The sequence below is a fragment of the Arthrobacter sp. Y3223164 genome (assembly GCF_059091005.1).
Map to the genome: position 1 here is coordinate 1 of NZ_JBNHGF010000226.1, position 4713 is coordinate 4713.

The 4713-nt window shown below is 68.4% G+C and carries 4 protein-coding genes; 1 reads left to right on the forward strand and 3 read right to left on the reverse strand.

Features of this window, described 5'->3' with window-relative positions; genetic code table 11:
* The 3 genes from AC5RUJ_RS11350 to AC5RUJ_RS11360 form a co-directional block, all read right to left on the reverse strand.
* Positions 1-1875: iron ABC transporter permease (locus tag AC5RUJ_RS11350; RefSeq protein ID WP_494155882.1), on the reverse strand; the 1875-nt coding region annotated here is incomplete at its 3' end.
* Positions 1876-1892: 17 nt separating this feature from the next.
* Complete coding sequence (locus AC5RUJ_RS11355) at positions 1893-2861, reverse strand: ABC transporter substrate-binding protein (RefSeq protein WP_494024696.1); 969 nt, start codon at positions 2859-2861, stop codon at positions 1893-1895.
* Positions 2858-3712 carry an ABC transporter ATP-binding protein gene (locus tag AC5RUJ_RS11360; RefSeq protein WP_494024697.1) on the reverse strand — a complete coding sequence of 285 codons (855 nt, stop codon included), beginning with the start codon at positions 3710-3712 and terminating at the stop codon, positions 2858-2860. The genes AC5RUJ_RS11355 and AC5RUJ_RS11360 overlap by 4 nt, the downstream gene beginning before the upstream one ends.
* 152 nt (positions 3713-3864) lie before the next feature.
* Here AC5RUJ_RS11360 and AC5RUJ_RS11365 point away from each other — a divergent pair, with 152 nt between their 5' ends.
* On the forward strand, positions 3865-4641 hold the full coding sequence (locus AC5RUJ_RS11365) for a VOC family protein (protein WP_494024698.1): 777 nt from the start codon (positions 3865-3867) through the stop codon (positions 4639-4641).
* Positions 4642-4713 lie beyond the last annotated feature (72 nt).

A 4713-nucleotide genomic window follows, 5' to 3' on the forward strand; every position in this document is an offset into this window, starting at 1 on the left:
GCCCGCGGTCAGCAGCACCGCCGTCGTCAGCAGCAGCAGCCGGGTGCCGTTCAGGCCGACGCCCAGAACGCGCGGGGAATCGTCGTCGACGGCGATCAAGTCCATGTCGCGGCGCAGTCCGGCCAGCACCGGCACGGCAAGAACCAGCGCGGCAAGCGGCGGCAGCACCGAGGCGAAGGTCCGGCCGTACGTGGAACCCGAGAGCCAGGTCAGGGCTTTCGTCTGGTTGTAGGGGTCCGTGGTGACCAGCAGGACTGCGATCACCGCGGTGAGCGCGGCGGAGACGCCAATGCCGATCAGGACGAGCTTGTTCTGCTGCAGGCCGCCACGGAACGCCAAACCAAACACCAACAGAGCCGTCAACGCCGATCCGACCAGCGCGGTTCCGGTGACCGCCCAGGCGCCGGCCAGCGGAACAGTGGTGATGACGATGATTGCCGCGAGCCCGCCGCCGCCGGACACGCCGATAATGCCCGGTTCGGCCAGGGAATTCCGGGACACCGCCTGGATCAGCGCTCCGGCGAGCGCCAGCGCCGCACCGGCCAGCACTGCCGCCACAACGCGAGGCATCCGCGTACCCAGAACCGCGCTCACGCGGTCTCCGGATTGACCGGTGAGCCAATTGGCCAGATCGCCGAGCAGCAATTTTGCGTCGCCGAGCAGCGCCCCGGCCACCACCAGGCCGGCCAACAGGAAGACAAGCCCCAAAACCACGCTGAGATAAAACGTGCGGGAACGCAATCTGGCCAGGGCGTCGCCGGCTGCGCTGAGTCCGGCGTCCGGCATCCGCAGCGCCAGGATCACCAAGAACACCGCGCCGAACACCGTGGTGACCGCACCGGTCGGCACTTCCACCCCGGCCTGCGCACCGAGCACCACCCGGACCGCCACATCGGCGCCGACCACGACCACCGCGCCCGCCAGCCCCGAGATGGGCAGCAGCACCCGGTGGTGGCCCAAGCCCCGGACGCGGGAGGCCAGCAGCCGCACGATGGCGGGTGCGCACAGACCCACGAAGCCGATCGGACCCGCAACGGTCACCGCGCAAGCGGACAGCATCACGGCCAGGACGATCGCGCCGGTGCGCGCGATCCGGGGGTCGGCGCCGGCCAGCCGGGAAGCATCGTCGCCCAGACCCAGCAGGTCCATCCTCCGGGCCAGGAACATCAGCCCGGCAACAGCCAGCAGGATGATCGGGGTGAACTGCAGCAGCTCATCATTCCTGGTTTGGGTAATGCTGCCCTTGCCCCAGGCATACAAGCCGGTGGTCTCCTGGCTGAACAACAGCAGCAGGCCGCTGGTAGCCGAGTGAAGCCCCAGGGCGAGGGCGGTTCCGGCCAACACCAGACGGATCGGGCCGCCATTGCTGTTGGCCCCCGCCCCGGACAAGGCAAGCACCAGTGCAGCAGCGGCGAGGCCACCGATGAATGCGAGGCCGCCGGAGAGCAGCGCGGGTAGCGTGATCCCAAACGCGGCGACCGCGACGATCGCCAGATGGGCGCCGGCGTCGACCGCCAGCGTATCCGGGGACGCCAGGACATTGCGGGTAGCGGACTGCAAGGCGGCACCCGCTACCCCGAGGGCAACGCCGACCAGGATTCCGGCCAGCAGCCGCGGAATGCGGGAAGCAACCAAAACGGCGGTCTGCTGGTCGGAACCGCCGCCGTCGAGCAGGCCGAGCAACTCGGCCAGCCCGACGGCGGCGGTCCCTTGGGTGAGGTGGACCAGTGAGAAGAGGAGCAGGAGCACCAGTCCGCTTCCGGCGACCACCCCTGTTGCGGCCCGTCGCCCGCCTGCCCCGGCGGGAACCGGTTCGGGAGCCCCTGCAACGGCCGCCTGCACGGACGGCGCGGGCCTATTCACCGTCTCGGTCATGGTTGGTCCGTCCCGTGCTACTTGGTGAGCGTGGAAACTATGGCGTCGACGTACTGGGTCATCGACGCGGGACCGCCGAACAGCCAGATGCCGTCCTCCAGCCTGTGGACCTCGCCGGCCTGCACGAACGGCAGCGACTTCCAGACGGCGTTGTTGGCCAGTTCGTCGGTGAAATCGCCCTCGACGCTGTTGGTGATGTAGACGAAGCTGTCCGCGTCAACCGTGGTCAGCCCCTCAACGTCGGTGGAGGCCAGGCCGTAGGCGGCATCTCCTTCGAGGTCCCAGGGAGAGACCAACCCCAATCCGGTGTTGATGTCGGCCAGCAACGAACCTTCAACGAAGGGCCGGATCGAGACCTGGCCGTCTGCCACCCAGCCGTCGGCGAAAGCGACCCGCGAGCCGGCAAGTCCTGCTTCTTCCAGTGCGGCTTTGCCATCCGCCATGGCGGCGTCGAACTCGGCGATGGCGTCGTCGGCCTTCGCTTCGGTGGCTGTGGCCTCGGCGATCAGCCGAAGGTTGTCCTTGGCCTGATCGATCTGGCGGCTGGCGTCGGCGGACTTAACCACCACCACCGGGGCCAGCTCTTCCAGCTGGGAAACGACGTTCTCGGCCAGGTCGGTGGTGGCGACAATCAGGTCCGCGTCCAGCGAGGCGATCGTGTCGAAGCTTGGTTCACCGCGGGTGCCGATGTCAGTTACCGTGTCGTCCAGCGGAGCGGCATTCACCCAGGCGCCATAGCCCTTGACGTCGGCGACGCCGACCGGCATCACGCCCAGGGTGACCAGGTTTTCAACCACGTTCCACTCGGTGCCGACCACGCGGGTGGCCGGTCCTGAGAGCTCCACGTCTACGCCGCGCGAGTCGGTGACCGTGAGGCTGCCGCCGCTGCCGGCGGCTGCGGGTTCGGCAGGCTCTTCGGTGGTGCCACAGCCGGTGAGCAACAATGCCACGGCGCCGAGGGCCGCCAGGGCCTTATGGATCTTCATGGACGGATGGTCCTTTCGTGTTGGTCATGCGTTTGGTCGGTGTGCCGCCCCACGGCCCGGGTGCGCAGCCGCCCGGTCAGCGGGTCGGCATGGGTGACAATGGGGATGGAGTAAACCTTGCTGAGCAGCTCCGCGTCCAGCGCCTCGTGGGCCGGGCCGGCGGCTGCGATGCGGCCTTCCGAGAGCACCACGACGTGGTCGGCCAGCGCGGCGGCCTCGTCGAGATCGTGCAGTACCAGGCCGATCGCTACGCCGTGGACACGGGCCAGGTCATAGACCAGATCGAGGATCTCCACTTTGTAGCGCAGGTCCAGGTGATTGGTGGGCTCGTCCAACAGCAGCACGGCAGCATCCTGCGCCAGGCAGCTGGCCAGCCACACGCGCTGCAGCTGGCCGCCGGACAGTTCCTGGACGCCCCGGTTCGCCAGATCCGTGATCCCCGTGAGCAGCATCGCCCGTTCGACGGCGACGGGCCCCTCAGGATCGGCAGCCCTCCAGCGTCCGCGGTACGGGTGGCGTCCGAATTCCACCACCTCGCGAACGCTTAGTCCATGGGGAACCGGCCGGCTCTGCGACAGGAGAGTCACGTGTCTGGAAAACTCGCTGCGTTTCATCATGAGCGCATCGGTTGGGGCTCCGTCGTCGGGCTGCACGGTGATCGTTCCGGCAGACACGGCGTGCAGCCGCGCGAGCGCCCGCAGCAGGGTTGATTTGCCGCTGCCGTTCGGACCGACGAGTGCGATGATCCGCCCCGGCTCCAACTGAAGGCCGGCACCGTGGACAACGTCCTTGTCCCCATAGCGCAGCACTAAGTCGCGTGCGTGGAGTCCTGCTCGTGTTGGTTGGATCACGCGGAACAGATTAGCTAAGGCTTACCTAATTAACCTAATGCGGCCGCAATGTTGCGGCGCCCCTCGGTCCCCCGGAACACCCATTGCCGCCGCGGCCCGGGCCCGAGTAGGCTCGCGCTTGTTTCCACTCAACCGCGGAACAGGAGCCAGCCATGCCCAAGCCCACCCTCGCCCCCGGTGCACCCTGCTGGGTGGACCTGATGACCTCCGATCCGGACAGGGCCAAGCAGTTCTACACGGAGCTTTTCGGCTGGACCTATGAGACCGGCGACCAGGAGAAGTACGGCGGCTACATCATGGCCTTCAAGGACGGCCATGCCGTTGCGGGCATCATGCAGAGTCAGCAGGCCGACACCCCGGACACGTGGACCACCTACCTGCGCGTGGATGACATCGACACCACCGCCAGCATCGCCGCGGCCCACGGCGGCCAGGTCTACGTTGAGCCGATGGAGGTTCCCGAACAGGGCAAGATGGGCATGCTCGCCGACCCCGGAGGGGCCGCCGTCGGCCTCTGGGAGTTCGCCGGGCATACCGGCTACGAGTTGGCCGCCGAGCCTGGCTCCCCCGCCTGGCACGAACTCTTCACCCGCGACTACCCCGCCACCGTGAAGTTCTACCAGGACGTGTTCGGCTGGGACACGGACGTCATGAGCGACACCGACGAGTTTCGCTACACCACGCTTGGCTCCGGCGACACCGCGGCGGCCGGGATCATGGACGCCGGCGCCTGGCTGCCCGAGGGCGTCCCGGCGCACTGGCGCATCTACTTCGCCGTCGAGAACGCCGACGCGGCCGTCGACAAGGCCACCGCCCGGGGCGGGAGCGTGGTCCAGCCCGCCGAAGACACGTCCTTCGGTCGCGTCGCCACCCTGACCGACCCGACCGGCGCCATGTTCCTCGTGGTCCAGGAGTTGCCGCACGCCTAGCCCCCCGGAAATTGCGGGCCGGGCCCATCAGGTGCGCGTGTGCCGGCCCGCCCCTTGCTGGCCGGCCCGGCC

Coding starts and splice junctions, on each gene's coding strand:
- AC5RUJ_RS11365 (WP_494024698.1), top strand. CDS start 3,865: ATGCCCAAGCCCACCCTCGCCCCCGGTGCACCCTGCTGGGTGGACCTG.
- AC5RUJ_RS11355 (WP_494024696.1), bottom strand. CDS start 2,861: ATGAAGATCCATAAGGCCCTGGCGGCCCTCGGCGCCGTGGCATTGTTG.